This is a genomic window from Streptomyces sp. NPDC002309, from assembly GCF_053593375.1.
In genome coordinates this window covers 111,405-130,664 of record NZ_JBSFCI010000008.1, presented here as the reverse complement: position 1 = coordinate 130,664, position 19,260 = coordinate 111,405, and the positions used below count along the sequence as shown (strand labels likewise).

At 67.9% G+C, this 19,260-nt stretch carries 10 protein-coding genes; 3 read left to right on the top strand and 7 right to left on the bottom strand.

Features of this window, described 5'->3' with window-relative positions; genetic code table 11:
• Positions 1 to 47 precede the first annotated feature (47 nt).
• From drmB to ACWCPM_RS09585, 5 genes are all read right to left on the bottom strand, one after another.
• Positions 48 to 1,913 carry a DrmB family protein gene (drmB, locus tag ACWCPM_RS09605; protein WP_450975567.1) on the bottom strand — a complete coding sequence of 622 codons (1,866 nt, stop codon included), beginning with the start codon at positions 1,911 to 1,913 and terminating at the stop codon, positions 48 to 50.
• Positions 1,910 to 5,167, bottom strand: coding sequence for a helicase-related protein (locus ACWCPM_RS09600; protein ID WP_450975566.1), 3,258 nt, complete (start codon positions 5,165 to 5,167; stop codon positions 1,910 to 1,912). The genes drmB and ACWCPM_RS09600 overlap by 4 nt, the downstream gene beginning before the upstream one ends.
• Positions 5,164 to 7,068, bottom strand: a complete 1,905-nt coding sequence (locus ACWCPM_RS09595; RefSeq protein WP_450975565.1) for a UvrD-helicase domain-containing protein — start codon at positions 7,066 to 7,068, stop codon at positions 5,164 to 5,166. Before ACWCPM_RS09595 ends, ACWCPM_RS09600 begins: the two co-directional genes overlap by 4 nt.
• Complete coding sequence (locus tag ACWCPM_RS09590; protein WP_450975564.1) at positions 7,065 to 11,828, bottom strand: DEAD/DEAH box helicase; 4,764 nt, start codon at positions 11,826 to 11,828, stop codon at positions 7,065 to 7,067. Before ACWCPM_RS09590 ends, ACWCPM_RS09595 begins: the two co-directional genes overlap by 4 nt.
• A 204-nt stretch (positions 11,829 to 12,032) precedes the next feature.
• Positions 12,033 to 12,176, bottom strand: coding sequence for a hypothetical protein (locus ACWCPM_RS09585; RefSeq protein ID WP_450975563.1), 144 nt, complete (start codon positions 12,174 to 12,176; stop codon positions 12,033 to 12,035).
• 591 nt (positions 12,177 to 12,767) lie between these two features.
• Between ACWCPM_RS09585 and ACWCPM_RS09580 the strand changes: the two genes are divergently transcribed.
• Genes ACWCPM_RS09580 through ACWCPM_RS09570 form a run of 3 tightly spaced genes read left to right on the top strand, consistent with a single transcriptional unit; the run spans position 12,768 to position 16,795 of the window.
• Positions 12,768 to 14,921 (top strand): helix-turn-helix transcriptional regulator, encoded by a 2,154-nt coding sequence (locus ACWCPM_RS09580; protein WP_450975562.1) that lies wholly within the window; start codon positions 12,768 to 12,770, stop codon positions 14,919 to 14,921.
• A gap of 3 nt (positions 14,922 to 14,924) precedes the next feature.
• Entirely contained in the window at positions 14,925 to 15,920 is a 996-nt protein-coding gene (locus ACWCPM_RS09575) for a hypothetical protein (protein WP_450975561.1), read from the top strand.
• Positions 15,917 to 16,795, top strand: coding sequence for a DUF6339 family protein (locus ACWCPM_RS09570; RefSeq protein WP_450975560.1), 879 nt, complete (start codon positions 15,917 to 15,919; stop codon positions 16,793 to 16,795). The genes ACWCPM_RS09575 and ACWCPM_RS09570 overlap by 4 nt, the downstream gene beginning before the upstream one ends.
• An 18-nt stretch (positions 16,796 to 16,813) precedes the next feature.
• On the opposite strand, the gene ACWCPM_RS09565 is transcribed toward ACWCPM_RS09570, so the two are convergent.
• Positions 16,814 to 18,160 carry a DNA cytosine methyltransferase gene (locus tag ACWCPM_RS09565; protein ID WP_450975559.1) on the bottom strand — a complete coding sequence of 449 codons (1,347 nt, stop codon included), beginning with the start codon at positions 18,158 to 18,160 and terminating at the stop codon, positions 16,814 to 16,816.
• 11 nt (positions 18,161 to 18,171) lie between these two features.
• A complete protein-coding gene (locus ACWCPM_RS09560; RefSeq protein ID WP_450975558.1) occupies positions 18,172 to 19,167 on the bottom strand; it encodes a DNA cytosine methyltransferase in 996 nt (331 codons plus the stop codon).
• Between the last annotated feature and the right edge of the window lie 93 nt (positions 19,168 to 19,260).

Sequence of the window (19,260 nt, the reverse complement as noted above, 5' to 3'; positions counted from 1 at the left end):
TCGCAGAGACGCGCTCTGCGAGGCGGTCCGACACACACGGCGAGTCGCTAGCGACTCAGTATGTTCGCGAAGAAACCCACGTGGGGTTCGTCCGGGGTCCCGACGAGGAGTGCGCGGTCCAACAGGATGTTGTTGTGCTCGCAGCTCGTCTCCGGGAGCATCACGCAGGCGTGGCAGGCCGCCAGGTTGATTCCGCCGGCTCCGGACGCCTCGGTCTCCATGCAGAGCGGGTCCGAGGAGCACCACTCGGCACGGCGGACGGCCGAACGCGCCGTACGGGCAAGAGTCTGCGGCTCACCCTGAGTGACCAGACCACCCAGACTGCCCGCGGAATCGCTCGTCGCCGTGTAGACGAGCACCCCGGCCATGTCGTCGGCCGCGTAGAGGCGCTCGCGCAGGGATGCAGCCGGGTAGCCCGCTTCCAGGCTCCATTCGTTGATCAGGACATGGGCCAGGGTGTGCAGCAGCACCATGCGTGGCGTGGCGGGGGAGGCGACGACGTGGTTCGGGTCGTCGGCTCGCTGCTCCAGCAGCCGCTGGTGGGCGCTGCGCATCCGTTCGATCCGGGCCGTCACCGCCGGTGCCTTCTCCCAGGCGTCCAGCCGGCTCTCGTCCAGGCGCAGGAAGACTCCCTCGCCCCGCACCTCCATGGCCGGGAGCCAGCGCAGGGGGTGCTCGGACAGCGGCATCTCCTTGGAGTCGGTCGTCGATTCGGCATCGACGAGCCGGGTGAACGCCTTCAGGGCGCGAACCTCGCGGAGCTTCTTGACCAGCATCGGGCCGGTGACGCCGAGCGGATCGAGCACACCCTGGTCGCCCAGCGGGGTCTCGCAGACGAACTGCTCGTCGCGCGTGTGTTCGCTCTCGTCGTTGCCCGCGCGGAGACGCTCGTACTCCTTGTTGCGCAGGGCACGGTAGCGGTGGTCGAAGGTGGGGGCCGACTCGCCGTCGGGATCTTCTTCGCGCTCCGCGTCGAGCAGTGCCATCACCTCGTCCACAGGTACGGGACACTTTCCCTTGAAGACACCTTTGAGGTAGATCTCGACATGATCGCGCTCGTCGTACTCACGCAGCGCGTCCCAGTGTTCGGCGAGTGGATCCGAGCGGCCGTCGCTCCACGGCGGAATGGAGAGCGCCGACTTCAGTACCGGCTGCCATACCGCCGAGGAACCGCGTTGCAACGTGCGCAGAGGGAGTCCGCACTCCTGAGCGGGGGCGGACGCACCCAGCCATGGACGGGTGCCCCGGCACTTGAGGCCCAGGTCCTTGAGCGCGTTCCTGCGGAAGGAGCCCTCCATCGAGACCTCGGGAGCCTGCCCGCAGGTACAGGAGACCAGGATGGAGCGGAGCGAGGAAGTGCGCCCGGACGTGCGCAGCCTGAGCTTTCCCCCGCACTGCGCGGTCGGCGAGGCGCCACGCTCCTTGGAGCGGTGCACCCACTGCCAGTACGGAAACTCGCCGAGGTGTCCGGCCTCGCACGCGACGACGAAACGCGAGGGGACCAGGTCGACCTCACACGTGCCACAGACGCTTCTGCCGGCCGGCGGGTTGAAGTCGCGGTGCCGCTGCAGGTCGTTGCACTCCGGGCAGGAGTGCATCAAGGGGAACCGTCGGACCCGGAGACCGTCCTTGCTGGAGTCGTCGGACGCGGGAGGGAGCTGGAAGCAGTCGACGCCGAGCAGCCGGGCCAAGCGCCGTTCGTGGATCCGCGGGGACTCGTCACCGCTCCAGCTCTGCTCGGCCTCGTCGAGCCCCGAGACGATGAACGACTCGTGATCCACGGCGATGAGGGAACCGACGCCGTACGTGGTGATCGCCTGGGCACGACGGACCGCGCCACGCCGCGGAAAGTTGTGGACGGGTGCGGCGCCGTTCGCGCCGGTCCGGCGACGGCGAGCGGGAGGCGGGGTCATCGGGTTCCCTCCAGGAACAGGGCGGATTCGGCGTCGACGTCGCGCAGGCTCCACAACGTGGACCATGCGTCCGCGTCCTCCGACTCGTCGTCGTACGCCTTCAGGAGCGAAGGGGTACGACGGCCCCGCTGAGGTTCGAACAGCAGTCCGCTGTGGATGTCCGCCTCCTCGCACCACCACTCGACGAACTCGTCGAAGGCCCGGGAAACCGCGCCGGACTCCTCAGGGGTGACCGCCTCCACGCGTTTGAGGAGGATCGACTTGATACGACCCCGGAGCACGTCCTCATAGGACTCGACCTGGCCGGCGCCCTCGTTGGGGCGGGCGGCTGGGATCATGATCCGGGCGAGGGCGACGATCACCGCGTGGAGGCCCCGGTCACGGGCACGGGCGGAGAACGGGGTGACGGAGGTGGACTCGACCTCGCGATACAAGGCCGAGTGGAAATGCTGGAAGCTCTCGTAATGAGAGCGGTCCCGGGACCGGGTCGAGTTGAGCAGGACCGTGACCAGACCTGGGTGCGCGCGACCGACGCGGCTGGTCGCCTGGATGTACTCGGCGGTTGTCTGGGGCTGGCCCATCACGGCCATGAGACCGAGGCGGTCCACGTCCACACCGACGGCGATCATGTTGGTGGCCAGGAGGACGTCCACGGTGTCCTCGTCGGGCAGTCGCTTCTCGATGCCCTTGAGGCGGGTGGGGATCTCGCTGGCGTCGATACGGCTGGTCAGCTCCGAGTAGTTGGCGACGGAACGGACGTTCACCCCCTCGCGCTCGGCGAGCAGCTCCAGATAGGCCACCACGTCGTCATGGACCTGGAGTTCGGCCGCGGACAGCAGCCTGAGGCTGTTGAAGTAGCCGACGAGACTCCAGTACGCGTCACGCACGTCGTCGTCGGTCTTCGCCTGCTGGGCCCGGTGCAGCAAAGTGGCGTACGTACGGATCAGCAGGGTGGACTGGCTGGTGCCGGGGGCCAGCAGGCCGACGTAGCGCCGGCTCGCCTTCTCCTCGCGTGGAGTCTCCACGGCGAACCACGAGTCGCGGGCGTCCAGGCCGGCGGGCGGGAACTGCCGTACCTCTCGGGCGAAAAGGTGGAGTCCCTGGTCAGCGGCGCGACGGATGGTCGCAGTCGAGGCGATCACCTTCGGCCGGTCGGAGAGGGCGTCGACGGCGGTCTCGTACAGGCCGGTGAGGGTGCCCAACGGGCCGGAGATGAGGTGAAGCTCGTCCTGGACGATCAGCTCCGGGGGTGGGGTGCCGCCGTCCGGATCGTCGTCGCGGTTGAAGAGCGCGGAGGTGGCGGGACGCCATGGCATCGAGGCGAACTTGTCGACGGTGGCGATCACGAGCGTCGGTCGGGCGTCGTACACCGCCTCGTCGATCAGGTGAACGGGCAGACCGTCGGTGAAGTCGCAGTCCGCGCCGGTGCATCGGACGTGCATCCGCTTGACGTCCTCGTCGACCTCGTAGTTCCGGGCGTCAAGACGTGTTCCGCACCAGGGGCAGGCGTGCAACTGGACGGGATTCTCGGTGGCGAGACGCTTGTCGAGGTTCCTCCGCAGTTCCTCGAGCCTCTGGCCGGCCGAGGCCAGCGTGTTGGGAGTGGCAGAACGCCCCACCCACATGCCCACGGAGAACTCCTCCTGGCCCAGATCGGGCGTCCGGCGTCGAATGTTCTCCATGGCACAGAGCAGGATCGCCGCCCGCTCGAACTGCTGCAGGGTGAGCAGCCTCAGCGTGTAACGCATGAGGACGGTGACCCCACCACCGTCCGCACCCCTGCGGATGCGACGCAGGAACGACGTCAAGGCGATCAGCCCGAGGTAGGCCTCGGTCTTGCCACCACCGGTGGGGAACCACAGCAGGTCGGACACCTGCCGATCCTGGTGCGCTCGGTCGTCGATGCCGGCCAGACAGAGCAGCAGGAACGCGATCTGGAAGGGACGCCAGCGTCCGGCTGCCGGGGCGGGAGCGCCGACGCGTCCGTCCTTGACCCACTTGCTGCGGGCGCGCTGGTCCGCCATCGCCCGGTTCGCCAGGCGGAAGGCACGCATGACATCGGGCTTGGTCCGCAGCAGCTCGATGCCCTCACGGACACGGTCGAGTGCCTCGCGGCAGGCGCTCACCTGCTGTCGTGCGGGCTTCTCGTGGACGGTACCCGCCAGAGCGTCCGCCTCGGTCGACTTGCGGTCGATCCATTGTTCGTACCCTGCGGCCAGCCCTTCCAGAGCGGCCAGGACCTCGCGGTCGGACCGCTCGGCCAGGCCCAGCATCGACAGTGCCGAACTGTCGATCTCCGGGTTGGAGTCGGTCAGCAGCACCTCCACCGTGGGCACGCACTGGCTTCGCACCTCGGGGACGGCGGGTTGCTCGGCTTCGGTCATACCGATCGGCTGCGGAGTCCAGTCCCACTCGGCGGCGCAGCCGTGGCCGACCGCGAAGGTCGGGGCATGGCGGTGCAGCAACCGACTTGTGGCGATCTCCCCGTCGTGAGCGGCGGCGGGGGCCGGACGCTCGACGAACGCGGTGGAGCCGTCGACGGCCCGGACCGTCAGACCGCACTGGAACAGGGAGAAGGCGTCCTGGAGATCCCGCTCACCGACCTTCTGGGTATTGATCAGGGTGACCGTGACCGTGACCGTGTCGGTGGTCCGATCGTGGCGTCGGACATTGACGTGCAACGCGGCTTCCGGCGTGAGCGTGATCGTCTTCCTCGGATCCGGAAGGGTGATGTCGATGTGCTGCTCGGGGAGGGCGAGTTCCTTGCGGCGCCACTGCTCCCGCTGGTCGGCGGTGGTACGGGCCTCGGCGCGGCGGGCCGGGACAGGCCTGCCCTCGGCGTCGGTGGGCTCGTAGACGGCCGCGCGGGCGGAGACCACGATCGAACTGCTTATGGTCGGGCGGACCGCGAAGGTCAGACCCATCGACGAAGGTCGTCTGTCACCCGCGGCGCCGACCTCCTGCGCGGTGCCGGACTCCTCGACGTCCTCGCGGGCGAGCACAGGGGCGGCGTCGAGGCCTTCCTGCTCGGCGGCGTCCTCGTCCTTCCGTTCCCGCGCCGTGCTGTCCGCGGCGCGGGGATACAGGACGCCCGTCAGGTAGCGGTCGATGGGCGCGTCCTGGGAGAGGACCTCGCCTCGATCGTCCGGCTCGGCGTTCTCGGCGGGGCCCAGGAGTTCACGGCGGAGCCCCACCAGGAGTTCCTCGTCCCGGACCCGGTAGTGCTCGGCGTGCGGGCCTGCCACCTGTGTCATGCGTGCTGCTCCTCGTGATCGTCGGCTCTCCTGAACCGGCCGATGCCGGTTATCCGCGGCGCGATCCACACGCCTCGTTCACCGAGTCCGGCGTTCGCGCCGGCGGCGGTGCTGCCGGTCACGGTCTCCAGGGTGTCGATCCGCAGGTCATGGATCTCGTCGGGCCACCAAGGGACCCAGGTGCGGTTCACCTTCTGCACCTGGAAGAGATCCTCGCGGAAACGCCGCGAAGCCTCCCCGATCTCCCTGCCGTCGTGCATCAGTGCGTACGGCGGGCTCTCGACCTCGCTCATCGGCACGTCGTGGCGCTTGCGCAGCAGTACCGCCTGACCGGGACGCACCTGTTCCAGCAGATACGCCTGGGTGGTGACGGCGTCGGTCTCATGACTGGGCGGGTTGTCCCGGCACACGTCGCCGGACTCCGCGACGATCCCGTACCTGTCGTACGACCGCCACGACCCGAGGTAGCGACGTCCGTTCCGTCGTCCCCCCGCCCGTCTGAAGTGCGGCAGTTCGGGAGGCGCCACGTGGTACAGGTCCTGGCGGGCACGCGTCATCGCCACGTACAGGGCGCGAGCTTCGGCGGGAAGGTCCAACTCGTCCCGGTACCGCTTGTGGAGCTCGGCGACGGTCGGCGGCGCCAGGACGATCACCCGGTCGAACTCCAGGCCTTTGGCCCGGTGCACCGTCGAGAGGACGACACGGCTGGCCTCGGGGTCAGCCGCCTCGTCGGGAAACCTGCCGTCGGCGATCGCGCGACGTAGTCGGTCCAGATCGAGCACCCCGCGGCCCGCTCCGCGCGCGACCCGACGCAGCACCGTCCACAAGGCGGCCGCGTTCGGTTCGTACGGGAGTGGGATCTCCGAGAGGAGGGTGCGGAACCGGTCCTCGGTGAGGCCGGTCGCCTCCGTGCGGCGCAGCAGCTCGGCCACCCAGTACGGCACCGGACGTTCCTCCAGCGGGCGCCGCAGCAGGTGGTCGATGCCGTGCGCGTGCAGCAGGCCGGAGACGACGAGGGCCTGCTGGTTGTCACGGGTGAGGACGGCGCAGGTGTCCGAGAGGTCCCGCAGGCCCTCCAGGGTGAACTCGTCGTCGAGGCCCCCCATGCCGTTTGCCGGATCCAGCAGGAGGTCGCGCAGTTCGTCGTAGAGCCTGCCTGCCTCGTCCGCATCGGTGACCTGCTGGAGAAGGGGTCCGTGCGTCAGCGCGACCCGGGCCTCGGCAGTGGTGGCGCGGAAGTTCCGGGTGAGGCGTAGCTCCATCAGGTCGTCGGGGTAGGAGCCGCGCAGCCAGTCGAAGAAGCGGCCGGTCTCGTCGGCACGCTCGTTCAGGTCGTGGATCTGAAAGCCGTACACGGACTGGGCCGCGTCTCCGACGACGGTGAAGCCGCAACTGTCCTGGTACCGGTCGAGAAGCGTCTCGACCAGTTCGCGGCGGCTTCCCAACAAGTCCTGCACCTCGTCGATCACGACGTGCGTCGGCGGGACCGCGTCGCCGACCTCCAGCGCGCCCTTCTCGATCGCGCGGGTCGCGGCGGCGATCCGCTCGTCGAAGCCGACCGTTCCCCATTCGCCGTCCGGTTGCGCCTGGAGGAGAACCTCGTAGGCCCACGCGTCGAAGGTGCGGGCACGAACCCGGTGGGCTTGTTCCCCGTGCCGGGAGATCCGTTCGCGCAGTTCCCGGGCGGCTGCCCGGGAGAAGGTCAGCATCAGGATCTCGGCCGCTTCCAGGGCCTGGTCCGGGTCCTCGTGACCGCACAACGCGTCGAGCCGGCGCACCAGGGTGTGGGTCTTTCCCGCTCCGGCGCCCGCGGTGACCAGGACGCGGGCGTCCCAGGGCTGCTCGACCACGGTCCGTTGCTCGTCGGTGAGCGGAGGGCTGTCCAGGTAGGCGTCGGTCACTTCCGGCTCCAGAGGTGCTCGAACTCGGTGAAGGCGAGGTCGGTGTCGAAGTTGGCGATGTTGTCGCTGACGTTGAGGATCAGGCAGCTGTCCTTGCCGCCGTTCAGCGGTCCGCGCAGTCCGCGACCGATCATCTGCTGGTAGACGTTGGTGCTGTAGACCGGCCGGGCCACGACCACGACACGCGTCGCCGGCGCGTCGAAGCCCTGGGTGAGCACACCGTAGTTGGTGAGGACTCGGATACGTCCGCTTCGAAAGTTCTCGATGCGAGCACGCCGGTCCTGTGTACTGGTCGTCGAGTCCACCGCGGCGGACAGGACACCCCGGTCGTTGAGCAAGGCCGCCAGGTACTTGGCGTGATCGACGGAGGTGGCGAAGAGCAGCGTCGGCCAGCCGTCCGGCAGCTCGGCCACTGAGTCCACGATGCGGCGACTGCGGGCGTGGTCGTCGGCGAGCCGCTGCTCGGCGGAGCGGGAGAGCACGGCCATGCGGTCGGCGTGCGTCTTCTCGTCCCGGGTGAGTTCGATCCGGCCGCCCTCGAGTGTTCGGTGCTCGACTTGGGCGAGCATGCCCCAGTCCTGGAGGTCGCGGTACGGGTCGCCCGACGGGAAGACTCCTTCGTCGAGTCGCCGGTTGCCGAAGCGGCTGACCAAGCGGCGGGTCTCCTCCTCGTTCTTGTTCCGGAACGGGGTGGCGGTCAGACCGAGCAGATGCCGGCCGGTCTCGTACTGGGTGAGTCCCAACTGGCCCAGGATCTCGGTGTACCTCTTGGAGATGGCGGTGTGCGCCTCGTCCACGATCACCAGTGCGGCCTGACGCAGCCAGGCGTACTGATCCGTGCCCAGGCACCGTTCCAGCTTGGCGTCGGTGGCGACGACCAGGTGCGGGTGGTCGGTTACATCGCCGACCTCGTTGGTGCTCCAGAGCCGACTGATGGTGAGCGGGCGCTCGGCGCCCACCTTGTTCCAGACGAACTTCCAGCTTTGGACGGCCTGCTCGCACAGCTCTTCGGTCTGCGCTATCCACAGCAGGGGACCCCTGAGGTCGCCCACGCGCTTCACCCATCGGATCACGGCCTCGGCGGTGACCCGGGTCTTGCCGGCGCCGGTCGGCAGGGACAGCATCCCGCGCTGCGGTGCCAGCCGGTCGAGCATCGTGGAGATGTTCCGTACCAGGTCCTCCTGGTAATCGTGGAGGCGAGGGAAGTCCCGAGGGCCCTCCACGGTTTCGAACGGAGGCGGGGACGGAGTCCTCGATCCGGCGAACGACACAGGCAGCTTCAGCTCCGATACGAACGCGATGGCTGCCGACGAACCTCCGTAGCCGACCGGCGCGTTGGGGAATCGGGCCTGGATGTCCCGGGCGTGCTGTTGGAGCACTCCGTCGCCGTGCGCGTTGAAGGCCATCTGGGCGATTCGGCGCCCGGACGGTTCCGCGCCCTCGGCCGCCTGCAACTCGGCCTCCATCAAACCCTCGGGAAGGCCGGCCCGGAGCGCGTCGGCACCGATCAGCAGTTCGATCTTGGCCACCACGTCCGTGGCCTCTCGCACCGCCTTCTGGGCCGCCTTCAGCTCGATGTCGCGAGCCATACGATCCTGATGCTCCAGGACGGCGCGGCAACCGGCGGCGCCGAGACCGAGACCGAGTTCGCGGTCGATGAGACGCAGCATCGGCTCGGGCTCCAGTGGCACGCGAACCTTGACTGTGCCGTCCTGGCGCACGGCGTCCAGGGGTGAGGCGTGCGTGCCGTTGGGCGTACGAGTGACCTCCTCCAGTTCGCTGCACCGTTGCACCATGTGGTTCCGGTGCCCGCTGTTCAGGCGCTGGCGCAGGGCAGGGAACAGCTCGACCAGAGGGACGGGGTCACCCTGCGTCACTTCACGGGTCTCTCGACTGATCACGTCGGCGAAGCGGAGCATCCCCCACCTCTCGATCATCAGCTCGGCGTCCTCGGCGGTCGGCACGAGGAGCGCCGGGAGCTGCTCCGCCCGGAGCGCCTTGTACTGAGCGGGTCCGACCGCGATCGTGATCTCGTCGTCGGGACGGGTGCTCCAGACGCCGCCGACCCGGCAACGAGTCAGGGAGTCCTCGGGGAAGTCCGCGCCGAAGCGGGTCAGCATCACGTAGGTGGCGCCGACGAAGGAGTCGTCCTCGCTGCGAGTGATCTCGTCGAGAAGCGCGTCCCAGCGGTCCGCGGGAACCTCGTCGACGGTGGTCGGAAGCCGTAGCCTGCGAGCCTTCTCGGGAGAGATGTCAGCGACCGGCAGCACGTCCCGGTACCCGGCGAGCTGAGGGCCGACGGCCTCCGTCAACGGCTTGATCCCCTGAGAGGTAGCTACCGTGCCGAACCTCGTCAGCATCCACCGGATCGGCGAGACCGCCGCCTGACGGGTGCTGGTCTGCGCGCCGATCTGAAGCGTCCAGTTGTCCACTACGGCGTCATCGGGCAACACCTTCAGGAAGGCGGCGCGTGATTCCTCGGAGAGGGCTCGGAAGAGGTGGAGCGGGCCACCGATGGCGGCGCCCTCGACCTTCATCCGGTTGAGACCGGGGCGGGGAGCACGACTGTCGAGGCCCCGCAGGTAGGCGGCGTGGACGGCCTCGCGGTACTCCTCGAACCATGCCTCGCCCACCTGGGGCTGAATCCCGCCGGACGGGCGCTCCTGCAGGCCGACTTGGAAGAAGAACGAGGTGTCGTCGGAGTGGAACGCCATGTCGACGGCGATGCTCGGGTCGCGCTTCGCGTCGACGACGACGCCCGGCAGCATGCAGTCCTCGACCGCCCTGAACCGGCCGTCGGCGGTCCGTACCCGGATCGTCGAGCGCGGAGTGGGCACCCGCTCCAGGACTTTGTGGGCCAGCCGACGGACTCCCGCCTGGCGGAACAGTTCCCAGAATCGCTCCCAGTCCGAGTCACTGTAGTGGCCGAAGCCCTGGTCGAGGACGCTGACGAACCTGCCTTCGACGTCGGCCTCCCGGATGCCCAGGGTGTTGAGGGCATGAGCGAGCGACGGATCCTGGGCAAGCTCGTCGACCACGTACACCAGGGCCTCGCGCAGTCCTCCCTGGTCGGCCCGGCGGAACACCTTGCCGTGCACGGGGGCGACCAGGCCGTGTTCCTCGGTGAGCACGATGTGGGCCTTGCGGGCCTCCGCGGCATAGGGGGAACGGGCCTCGATCATGTCCGCGAGGATCCGCACGGCGACCGCGGATGCCTCGGGGGACTCGCTTTCGACCAGGGCTTCCAGCCACTCACGGACACCTGTCCGTTCGTGTCCGGCCGCGACGATGATGTGCTCGACCTTGCCGGAACGCAGGGCGTCCGCCTCCGCGCTCGGGTGCAGCCAGTTCGAGGGGCGTCCGGGACACTCGTTCCACATCCGCAGCCAACCGGACAGTTTCCTGGGATCCCTGTCGAGACGCGGGTGGATCCGCAGGTGCGTGGGGACGCGCAGTACGCCGTCCTGGTCGGGCAGGGAAGGGCGGTCCGCGGTACGGGCCCAGACCTCTCTGGTCAGGTACTCGTCGGCCCAGCTGATCGCCTCCTTGACGCGGCCGGGCAGCAGGGGCAGGTAGGCGGCCGGGTCCTCTGTCGGTGCCAGGGCCGGGAGGGAGTCGACCACCAGCTTCGCCGACACCCTGATCATCTCTTGGTTGAAGGGGGAGGAGTCCAGCAGGTTCTGCCGATCTTCGTTGGTCTTCCAGGCCCCGTTGAGAATGCCGCTCAACGACATTTCGTACTTGGTCGGGAAGAAGGACCAGAACCTACCGCGTCCGCGCGACCGCGGGCTGACGTACAGGCCGCTCTCCGGATCCTTGTCCAGTGCCGGGACACCCCAGGCGAGGTCGAGCAGAAGCCGGTCGTGCAGCTCTCCGGCGTCCGCCCGGGCATTCGGGCCGGGCTCGTGGGTGGTGCTGAACACGCGCCACCGGTCGGTGGTGACGGCCTTTCCGGTCCGCTCCTCCACCACGGTGCGCAGGTCACCGGTCTGCCGGGTGGTCAGCGTACGACGGGCCATGGGTCGGGGCCGGCGGTCCTCCAGCACGACCTTCGCGACGTGCGGGGAGAACAGCTGGAAACCCACCGGGAATTCCTCACGCGGTTCGCCGTGCTCCTTGGCGCGACCGCCGTGCATGTCCCTGCCCAGCCGGTCGCCGGCCCTGGGCAGCAGAGGAAGACGAACGACGGTGGTTGCCCAGTCCAGCAGCTCGTGGAGCACATGATCGGCGGCGCGCTCGGCCTGCGCGTCGAGAGGTCGGGCCATCCTCAGCACGGGGGCGTCGAAGTCCGGGGCGTAGCGCGCCGTCACCCCAGGTATGGCCTTGATCTGCTCGTACGACCAGGCGCGATCGAACCCGAAACTTCCGGTGCTGCTGAAGAATTCAGGTGCGTCGGTCACTACGAGGACAGATTTAACGCCTACTCCGAAGCGTCCGATCTGACCTCCACGCTTCTTCGACATGCTCATACGGAGAATCGTCTCAGCACCCTCCGGGGTGACAGGATTTCCCTCGTTCGCGCAGTACAGATGGGTGTTCGTGAGGACGATACAAATCCGCCCGCCCGACTCGTCGGTCATTTCGTCCGCCGCGTTCTGGACGAGTTCGAAGAGCTGGCGGTCGCCATATCCGCCCTGGGTGATGCGACGCTCGCCATTGGCGTGCTCGGCCACGAGGCCGGGGTCCACCGCGTAAGTCTGCAAAACGCGTGAGGACTGTTCGAGAACGGTTTGGACTACGGAAGATGACGAAGACGGCACTGCTCTGCACTCCTGAATCGTGAAAGTCCGAGTGAAATTTTCAGCGATGGGGCCGGCCGCGCCGGCTTCGTCGAAAGCCGGCGCGTGCCTGACGTGGTGCTGGTCGGTGTAGCGGCGTCGCAGTGCCTTCGTGGACGGAAGGCGGTGGGGGGCCTGCCAAGAGCAACGGTGGGGCCTGTGAACTGCTCTTTTGCTGCCTCGCTCTCAGGTAGTGGGGAACCCGTCCGGCGGCGGACCGGGAATCCCGCCGTCGGGGAAGTCCTTCTCGGACAGGTCGTGGTCCTGGAGAATCTTCATCACCTCGGCCGTAGTCTTGGCCGCTTCGATTCCCCGTTCGAACGAACTCATTTCCCGAGATGAGAATAAGAAGTCGTTGTATCCCTGTTCAATCATGGATGGCGCACCCCTATTCAGGTTGCACAGGGGTGAATTCGGTACACGTCCCCCCGTGAAAATGGATGTCATCGATGGGATAATCCCGCTTTGGGATTCTTGTTGGCTGAGGACACTAGCGGGTACCGGCCCGATGTCGCCAGCCTTTTCGCCGAAACGCTTCTGCGGTGGTGGAGTGGCGACTTGGTGTGTGCCTCGTCCTCCTGGCGCGGGGCTGAATTTGGGTGCACTTCTCCCCCGGCCGCCCAGCCTTCCCGATTTCGGGTTTCGTGAGCGAGATGGGATCTCCATCGTCAATCAAGGTAGCGAGGTTCACTCGAAGGTGCAACCCCAACTCTGTTGTAATTAACCGGACTTGATGTCTCCGGTAGTGGAAGTGCCACACGTGGGGCAAGGTTTGACAATTCGGAGCAACTTGGACACCGAGTTCAAGGGATCCCGGGGTGGGGTCGATCAACTGTTGGTTGACGCTTCCGGATGTGTCAAATTAGCCTCGTGGTCCACAACACACGATCTGCAAGGACTCCGAGGAAGAGCGGGTGACGCGTGGAGACAGGCGAGGAGTTCGGGCCTTGGCTGGCCCGACAGCTCAAGCTCGCGGGGAAGACACAGGCCGAACTGGCCGACGAGCTCCAGCTGACGCGGGCCGCCGTGTCCGCGTGGATCACGGGCCGGTCGACTCCTCGCCCTACCGTCATGACGGACATCGCCAAGGCGCTCGGCACGGACGTGGGGACGGTTCACACCCGCACCACCGACACCCAGGCCGGCCTCCCGGTGACCTGGTACCACCGTCCGGGCTACCACGACGGTGGTCGTGACCTGGGCAACGCCGCGGCTTTCGCTTTTGACGCCGACGTGCAGGTCCTCGCCCGCGAGACCTGCCAGAACAGTCTGGACGAGCGCCTCACGGAGAACGGTCGCCCGGTCCGGGTCCGTTACACCCTGCACGAGCTCACCGGTGAGGCGCTGGACTCCTTCCGTGAGGCGATCCTCTGGAACGACCTCTTCCCGCACTACTCCGCCGTCTCGGAGGCCGCCGGCAACCAGAAGGTCGGCAGGGTCGTGGACGCCGGGGTGCGCGACATGTACGAGAAGGGCCGTCTGGTCCTGTTGCGGGTCGACGACTACAACGCCTCCGGGCTCATCGGCGACGACTACGCGGACGGCAAGTTCGCCGCCGTGGTCAGACGTCAGCTGGAGAGTCTCAAGTCCGGTCCCAGCGCTGGTGGTTCGTACGGCCTGGGCAAGGCGACACTGTGGGCCACCAGCGCGCTCGGGCTCGTTCTCATCAACTCCACCCTGTCCGTGCCGCACGAGGGCCGTACCGAGCGACGGGTCATCGGCAGACTGGAGTTGCCTTGGCGTGAGGTGGGCGGAGAGCCGTACGCGGGTCCCGCGTGGTTCGGGCGCCCCGACCCCGATTCACCTGGTGCCATGGTCGCGCGTTCGTGGTGGGCGGACGAGGAGACTGTGGCGAGCCTGCATCTGGCAAGGGAGAGTGACGAACCCGGTACGTCCTTCCTCATCGTCGGCGCGCACGACGTGGCCAGTCTGGAGGGGACCACGTCCGACGCGGAGGACGAGTCGATCCGTGTCGAGGACGACGACCAGGACACGCGCGACATCAGCGAGATGCACGGCCGTCTGGTCGAGGCGCTCGGGCGCGACTTCTGGGCGGCGATGACCGGCGGGGGAAACAGGCTCCCCCTCCTGGAGGTCTCTGTCCGTGCCCTGCGGAACGGAAAGGAGGTCGTGCCGGAGAAGCAGGTGGACCCGTCAGTGGAGCAGCCGTCCCGGACCCGTGCCCTCAAAGCGCACTACGACGGCACCACGGTGGATCGCCTCACGGAGGCGGGGCAGGTGGCGGCGCGGAGCGTGCCACTGAAACTGCCGCTGTCCGGCGGTGCTCATGGAACGCTCGGCACGCATCAGGCGGTCCTCTTGGTCACCGAGGCCGAGGAGGACAGGGACGGACGCGACGGGAAGAACCAGGTTCACTCGCTGCGCGGCAACCGAATGACCGTTCGTAGAAGCGGGGTGCAGAGGTTGCCGATCGGGACCAACCCCTTCCAGGCCGTTCTGTTGGTGGGTGAGGCGGCCGGGGAGACGGCCCCCTTCGCGAAGGAGGCGGAGGAGTTCCTGCGAGCGGCGGAACCGCCTGAGCACGACCGCTGGGGCCAGACGGAGGAGCTGACCCTGCGGTGGTCCCCTTCCGCGTATCGGCGCATCCGCGCGCTGACGGCCGAGGTCAACAATGCCGTCAGGGAACTCGTCGCCCGTCCGAAGCGCAGCAGCCGCGAGGGCGGGGAGGCCGTGCGCAAGGCGTTGACGATGAAATCGAAGCCCAAGGCCAAGGCACCCACAGGGCGCGTGGTCCCGGTGCTGGACGTACTCGAAGCGACGATCGGTGACGGCGGGGAGTGGCAGATCACCGCGGAGGTGAGCATCCCGCGTGGTGACGAGGTCGTCCCGATGGTGCCGGTCGCTCAGTTGGACGTGCGCTCGGGAGGCCGCCCGAGGCTGGACTGGGCGGAACTCGTGGCCGTCGAGGGCTGTGAGGTGGAGGACGGGACGCTGCGCTTCACCCCCGGTGTACGTCGCGCGAAGTTCCGAGGGTCCACCGATGTCACCAGTCACCCGGTCAGAACCACGCTCACCCGGCTCGTCCTCGAACTCCGTGCCGGCAAGGGGGAGTGACGCGTGAAGATCTACCCGTACAAAAGACTCAACCGGCCGATCACGCTCAGGGTGACCTCGGTCTCCCTCAGGCTCTCCGACGGTACCCGGGATCAGTTGGAGACCACCGCCTACTCGACCCAGCAGCAAGCCGTCGCGCTCGGCATCGCGGGCCACACGGACTGGGCAAGCGCGACGATCGGCGTCTCGGCGACGCTGCCGCCCGGGGCGAACGCGCCGGACGCTCCGTGGTCCGATCTGAGCGTCCTTGCTGTCGTGACGGACGGTGAGACGAATGTCCGCACCTCCACCACGCTCACATGTGACACTCCGGACGGCCGGGACTGGTCGGGCTCGGTGGAGGTGCTCCGAGACGACCACGTGGGGCGAGCCTCGCTCGCCGTGTACGCCGTCGGGTCCGTGGACGGAGTACGCGGCAGATCGATCGCCGAGACCGACCGGAGCTGGGTCGTCGACACAGTCTCCGACGAGCCGGTCCGCGGTCTCCAACTGGATGTCCAGACGACGTCGTTCCGGAAGAGCAGCCGGGAATGGCTGCAGGCATACGCCGACGCGCCCTGGATCGTGGACGCCGCGGCCAGGGTGCCCACCGTGTTCGTCAACACCGATGTCGAGGGTGTCGTCGGTCTGTTGGACAGCAACAGCTCGGGTGTCGACGGCAAGGTGCGCGACCTCCTGGTCGCGCAGATGGCCACCGATGTGTGGACCGCGGTGTTCCACGGTGCCATCGGCGATCTGGAGGTGGAACCCGGCGGAGGCCCTGTTTTCCCGACCGACTGGCAGGGCGAGGTGCTCCGGGAGATGCTTCCGGACGTCGTTCCCGGCGTCCATGTCGAGGAGGCTCTGCGACAGGTCCATCGTCGGCGTACCGGCGAGTCGGGTTGGGTCGAGCTCCAGACCCGCATCCACTACGCGGCGATCCGTCGTGCCGATGCCACGAAGGCGCTGGCCTATGTCATCCGTGGTCTGGAACAGATGAACCGGGAGAGCGAGACGTGATCACCCAACCGAACCATGTACCGGAGCGCCTGGCGCTGCTCGCCACCTCGGCTGTGGACCCCTTCCTGACCGAGGAACTGCTCAAAGGCGAACAGGTCCACGGTGGCATCGATCTGGCCAAGGTCGTCGAGCCGCTTCCTGAGGACGACGCCAGGTGGTGGACCGAGCCGATCCGAAGCCTGGTGGAGGACGCCATGTTCGAGTTCCGGGAGGACCGCACCCGAGCGGATGCGTGGCTCGCGCCACGGCTCCATGCCACTCTGCGTCTGACGCGGCGAGAGGCCGCGGACAAGCGCCTGTGGAACCACCTGGCCCTAGCGGTGGCCCCGGACTACGTCGCGTGGCGGCATTTGTCGGAGCCGACGGCGAACAGGCCGGAAAGACGCGTCGCCGCTGAACGCTTCCGTGGCCCTGCGGACCGACAGTGCTTCTCCCGTCTGTGGTGGGCGGCTGAACTCTTTCGGAACGGATCGGACTATCAGCCGGTCGAGATCGCATGCGGGAATCAGGACGTCATCCACACCGTTCTGCGGATGGATGTGATTGACCACCGTCCCACCGCCCAGGCTCTGGTCCGGCTGCTGCAGAGCGGGGCAGTCACCACAGGGCGAGAGACCTTCGGTCTCGTCGCCGCGATCAGTACGGCCGGAGCGACCCTTACCTACGACGTCCTTGCACCCGACGAGCCCAGAGATCCCGCGCATCTGCGGGACTGGATCGCGGCAGCGGAATCGGCACCACCGGTCGAGCGGTACGAACTCCCGAGGGGGCCCGACGAGGACCCTGTCCCGGAGGAGTCAGTGGCTGCTCTCACCAACTACTTCGCGGAGCTTTTCGAGACCGCGCCGGTCAGGGGGCGGAAGACGGAGGATTGACCTGGCGTCGGGTTCGGGTTACTCGGCTGATGTCTTCCTGCCCTTGCGCGGGCGCATCGACGAGGGCGGCGGCACCTGATCCTTGGCCTGCGGGCACCTGTCGGTGCATCTGTCGGCTGCCCCGCAGCCATTGCTTCGCAGCTTCGCCCGCTGCTCCTCCGTGGCCGGCTGCCACGGCCTACTCAGCGTTTCCGGAGTCGGCCTGGGGAGTCCGAGAGCCGCGCTCAGCAGGTGCGCACCGAAGAGGGGAGGTACGGCGTTGCCCACTTGCTGGGCTTGAGCCGTACCGGACCACGGATAGTCCGGTGGGAAGCTCTGCAGCATCCCCGCCTCGTTCATGCTGAACCGGGGACCCTCGTGGACGACGCGCTCGTTGAGGTGCTCGAAGACCACGAAGCGTGAGATGCGGCCGGTGACCGTGGCGGCCGGCTGCCTGTCCGTGCGGACTCCGCGCCTCCCCGGGTCCCCGGAGCTCCCGTAGTTCGAGCGGACCAGGAAGGGAGTGGCCCGCCCGGGATGCGAGCCCACGGGCTCCGAGAGGGCATCACGCATCGACCTCCAGGGGAGCCTGTCCTCGTCCTTCCCTGAGGTGTCGCCCTCGTCGAGCGTCGGCTGACGGACCTGGTCAGGAGCGCTCGTCCCGTTCCTCCGATTCCATTCCTTCGCGTCGTAGGAAAGGTGCGTAGGGGAGGGGAGCGCGGGTTCGCCGAGCCCTGCGCGCCGAGCGATCAATACCGCGCGAGATCGCGTCTGCGGTACTCCGTAGGTATCGGTGTCGAGAACATCGACGACCACCTTGTACTTGGTTCCGTCGGGAAGCCCTGTCTCGGCCAGCACCTTGGCGTAGTGCTCCCAGAGGGGGGCCACCGCCGGGACCTGTTCGAGGACGATGACGTCGTACGGTCGGTTCTCGCGGCTCGGGCTCCGCGTTGCCTGGATCGCGTACCGGAGAGGTTCGAGGACCAAAGCGGTGCGCGGATCGGGGAGATCATCGAGTTCCGCGTCGATCTCCCTGTCGGAGTCGCCTGCCATCAGTCTCTCGATGTACTCCTTGACCCTGTCCAGAGCTTGACGCCCGGCGCCGTGCCCGGCCACCGAGTACGTCTGACACGGGGGACCACCGGCGAGCACGTTGATCTCAGGCGGCAACGACTCGAAGGCGTTCCTGCGTACCGCGCTCACGTCGGCGTGAAGGGTGTCCAGCCCGGCGGCGTACCGGGTCAGGCACGCGTTCCTGTCCCATTCGATTCCGAGGCTGGGGATGTCGAGCGAGTGACCTGCGACGTCCAGCCCTCCGGGACCTGCGAAGAGGTCGAGGACGAAGGGCTGGGCGAGGATGGCTCTGCGGGACGCCGTGCTGGTCATGTGGCGGAAGTCTAGCCGGCAGCCGGGAGCGCGGTATCCAGAACGAGCGCGGCGGCGACAGCTCTCCCGAGTACCTCTCCCACCGGCGGAGGTGTCGCGTGCCCGACCTGACGGTATCGGGCGGTCTTGCGCCCGGCGATCTCCCACGTCTCGGGGAAGCCCTGCAGCAGTGCGGCCTGCTCGACCGTGATTTTCACCATGTTCTCTCTGCCGAGCACGGGGTCCCACACCAAGTCGGCGTCGGGCACCTGATCGCCCACGGTGTGACCGTTGACACCCATGGTCGCCCAGGTCCGCTTGGCTCCCGTCGGCCCCAGGTCCGCGCCGCCCCGGTTCTTCGATCCACCGACGAGAGTCGGGGCCGGTCGATCGGCCTGGGCGACCCAACGGGCGGCGTCCGGCCAACCCCGCGCGGCCATGGTCGGTCCCAGAACGGCACCGACCGTCGTGGGCTTCGTCACGGTCGGTGCCGGTGGCCGGAATGCCTCGGCCCACTGTCGCTCGATGGCGACGAGGACGCCCTGCTTGCGGTTCTGAGGCACGCCGTAGTCGACCGCGTTCACCACGAACCAACTGAACTCGTATCCCAGATGCGCCAGTTCGGCTCGTGCGAAGTCACGGAACTGCTGGTAGGAGTCCGAGTGCGCGAGCCCAGGAACGTTCTCGATGAGGACCGCGCGAGGCCTGATCGCATGGACGAGATAGACCGTGGCCCTGAGCAACCGCTCCTCGGCTCCCGAATCCGCCCGTCCGACGGTCGCGCTCGACCTCACCCGCGGCAGGCCGGCCGAGAGGAGGTCCACGTCGAGGCTCTCGGGATGCTCCGCCGGGTCGAAGTCCAGCAGGTCGGTGTTGAGCACATGCCACGACGGCCGATTGGTCCGCAAAGTCGTGACGGCGAGTTCGTCGTCATCCAGCAGCAAGCGCGGTTCGAACCCCGCACGCTCCAGCCCGAGGGCGAGACCACCCGCCCCGGAGCACACATCCACGAAAGTCAGTCCACTCACTCTGTCCCCCCGGTTCGTTCCATCCGTTGCCGCACCACGCCCGCACCACCCGTACCCGGACCCGAGCACGGTCCAGCCTTCCGTGATCAACCG